The organism is Fusicatenibacter saccharivorans, from assembly GCF_015557635.1.
Classification (GTDB): domain Bacteria; phylum Bacillota; class Clostridia; order Lachnospirales; family Lachnospiraceae; genus Fusicatenibacter; species Fusicatenibacter saccharivorans.
Genome location: NZ_JADNOP010000037.1, coordinates 1 through 2,925, shown reverse-complemented (window position 1 = coordinate 2,925; position 2,925 = coordinate 1). Strand labels below are relative to the sequence as shown.

Below are 2,925 nucleotides of genomic sequence, written 5' to 3'. Positions count from 1 at the left end.
CCCTTTGGGGCGAGCAGTAACAATAGCCCTTTGGAGGGCTAATAATAAACCACCAGTTGAACTGGTGGTTGCTAACTTAGTTTAATTGATCTGCGTATGCATTTTGCAAGTGTCAAACCGTCCGCTGAACGACTTTATACATTTTTGAATATGGAAGAGGAACGAAGTGGAAGTAAAAGAGTGGAAAAAGAGATTTCGCCAATATTAGAATTTAAAAATGTGAGATTTCAGTATACAAAGGATAGGGAAGTGTTAAAGAAAGTATCTTTTAAACTTGAGCCGGGAGAAAAAGTGGCTATTATTGGAAAAAATGGAAGTGGAAAATCAACAATTTTGGAATTACTATTACGATTTTATGAACCGGAAGAAGGAGAAACTTTATGTAATGGTGAAAATATAAAAGTGCTAAAATTATCAGAATACCGAAGCCTTTTTTCTGTTGTGAGTCAGAAATCAGCGTTGTTTTTGGGGGACATTGTGCAGAATATAGATTTGGAGGGGAAAGCAGACAGACAAAAACTGAATGAGGTACTAAGGAAAAGTGGCGTGAAAAAATACTTGCAACGTTTTCCAGAAAAAGAAAAAACACAAATAGGAGATGATGGAGCATTTCTTTCAGGAGGAGAAAGACAAAAGCTTGTGGTTGCACGGGCACTATTGAAAGATGCGCCGGTTATGCTTTTTGATGAAGCGTCCAGTGGATTTGATGTAGAAGCCAATGAATATCTTTATAAAATTATAACAGAAGAAATGCCGGAAAAATCTGTGATTTTTATTACACATCATTATGATAAACTGGAAAAATTTGATAAAGTATATTTGGTAAAAGATGGGTTTCTTACGGAAGTGAGAACTGGAAAAATGTAGAGGCGACTAGATTATAGTAGAAAGGAACAATATGGCAGAACTGGAATTAAAAGAGGTAAGCTATTTTTACGAGAGCGGCGGAAAGAGAATTGATATTTTGGATAAAGCCAGCTATTCATTTGAGAAGGGTACTCTTTACACGATTGTTGGTCCTTCTGGATCGGGGAAAACAACGACGCTGACTTTGGCGGGTGCGCTGGAAGAACCTAAGAGCGGCTGCGTGTGCTTTGAAGGAAAAGATATCCGGGAAATTGGCTATACAAGATATCGAAACAGCAAGATTGGAATTGTGTTTCAGGCGTATAATCTGCTGCCTTATCTGACCCCGCTGGAGAATGTGCTGGCGGCAATGGAAATTACGTCAAATCCGATTAAAAACAAAAAAGAACGGGCGCGGGAACTTCTGACACGAATGGGAATTACAGAAGATCAGATGAACCGCAATATCAATAAACTTTCAGGAGGCGAACAGCAGCGCGTAGCGATTGCGCGTGCGATTTCGACAAATGCAGAGGTGATTCTTGCGGATGAGCCGACGGGAAATCTGGACGTTGATACGGCGGCTGGCATTGTGAAAATTTTCAAAGAGCTGGCTCATGAAGATAAGAAATGTGTAATAGCAGTTACACATTCGGAAGCATTTGCCGCGGAGGCAGATGTGGTGGTACGGCTGGAAAAGAAAAAATTGCAGGATTAAACATGAGGGGGAGGGAAAGTTTTTATGAACTGGATCAAAAGAGCATTTCGCAGTATTTCTTATCATAAAAAAAATACAATTCTGATGTTTTTAAGTTTCCTGATTTTATCCATCCTGATCCTGTTTGGCTTATGTATCCGCGCGGCAAGTCGGGAACGGATATGGGAGATTCGGACGAGCATCGGAGGAAGCGTGCTTGTATCGAATGAGCGTCAGATATACAGTGAAGAGCCGCGCGGTGTGAATTCGATTTCACATCAAAAATATTTGGAACTCTGCGCTGATGAAAGAATTCGGTTTGGCAGCTGTAATACGGTGACAGCTGCTCTGGCGGATAACTTTACAGCTGAAATTATGGACGGACAGGAAGAAAATGGAACAGAAAATATTTATGTGGAGGGATCATCTGATCCTGTCGAGTATTTTAGTTCTGTTTCTTCTGTAGTTACACTGATTTCGGGACATGTACCGCAGAATGCAGAAGAAGCGGTAGTCAGTGATGGGATTGCGGAACGGAATGGACTGGGAATAGGAGATACCATAGCTGTTCTTTCACCATACACAAAGGAGCGGTATACATTTAAAATCAGTGGTATTTACAGTACGAACGAGGCAGCTTACAGTGGAAATGTGGTATATAATAACCCAGCAAATGCTATCTATACCCTGGATACACCAGTTTATGAGATGAATGAAAATGATAATGTAAAAGAAATTACATTGCAGTTGAAGGACCCGGAAGAAGGAAGAGCGTTTGCTGAAGATGCGAAAAAAATGCCGGAATATATCAAAGAAGAATATGATATGGACTATACGGTAAATGTTTCAGCTTATAAAGCGGTGGCCGACAGCCTGAAGAGCCTGGCAGGGATTTCGAATCTCATGGTGATAGTTTCCGTAATCCTTGGAACTATCACATTAAGTTTTTTGATTCTTATGAATTTGCGGGATCGCATGTTTGAGATTGGCATTCTTCTTTCTGTTGGAGAAACAAAGATGCGGATTATGCTGCAGATGTTGATGGAATCTTTTTGCCCGGTATTGCTGGCAATTACAGCGGGGGTAATTTTTTCTTATCCTTTGGCGAATGTGATAAAAATAGCTGTAGATCTTTCGAACGGTGTGCAGGCTGCAATTAAGACACAGCAGATTATAATATTGTATCTTTGTGGAATGGGGGTTGTGCTGGCTTCTTCTATGGTTATGGTATACCAGATTGTACGATATCAGCCGAAAAAGATTTTGATGATGGAGTAAAAAAAGAAATAGTCAGATAAAATACTGAATATGCAGAATTAACTATATTTTTCTAAAAATAAGAAAATTCGAAAAAAGGTGTTGACTTTTGCTTTTGGCGGTGT

General features: G+C 39.9%; 3 protein-coding genes. All 3 read left to right on the top strand.

What is annotated here, in order from left to right:
* The first annotated feature begins 180 nt into the window (after positions 1–180).
* The 3 genes from I2G42_RS16080 to I2G42_RS16070 are packed head-to-tail and all read left to right on the top strand — an operon-like array spanning position 181 to position 2,821.
* Positions 181–867 (top strand): ATP-binding cassette domain-containing protein, encoded by a 687-nt coding sequence (locus I2G42_RS16080; protein ID WP_195531267.1) that lies wholly within the window; start codon positions 181–183, stop codon positions 865–867.
* 31 nt (positions 868–898) lie between these two features.
* Positions 899–1,564, top strand: a complete 666-nt coding sequence (locus tag I2G42_RS16075; RefSeq protein WP_055226876.1) for an ABC transporter ATP-binding protein — start codon at positions 899–901, stop codon at positions 1,562–1,564.
* Positions 1,565–1,588: 24 nt separating this feature from the next.
* On the top strand, positions 1,589–2,821 hold the full coding sequence (locus I2G42_RS16070) for an ABC transporter permease (protein ID WP_055226878.1): 1,233 nt from the start codon (positions 1,589–1,591) through the stop codon (positions 2,819–2,821).
* The last annotated feature ends 104 nt before the right edge of the window (positions 2,822–2,925 follow it).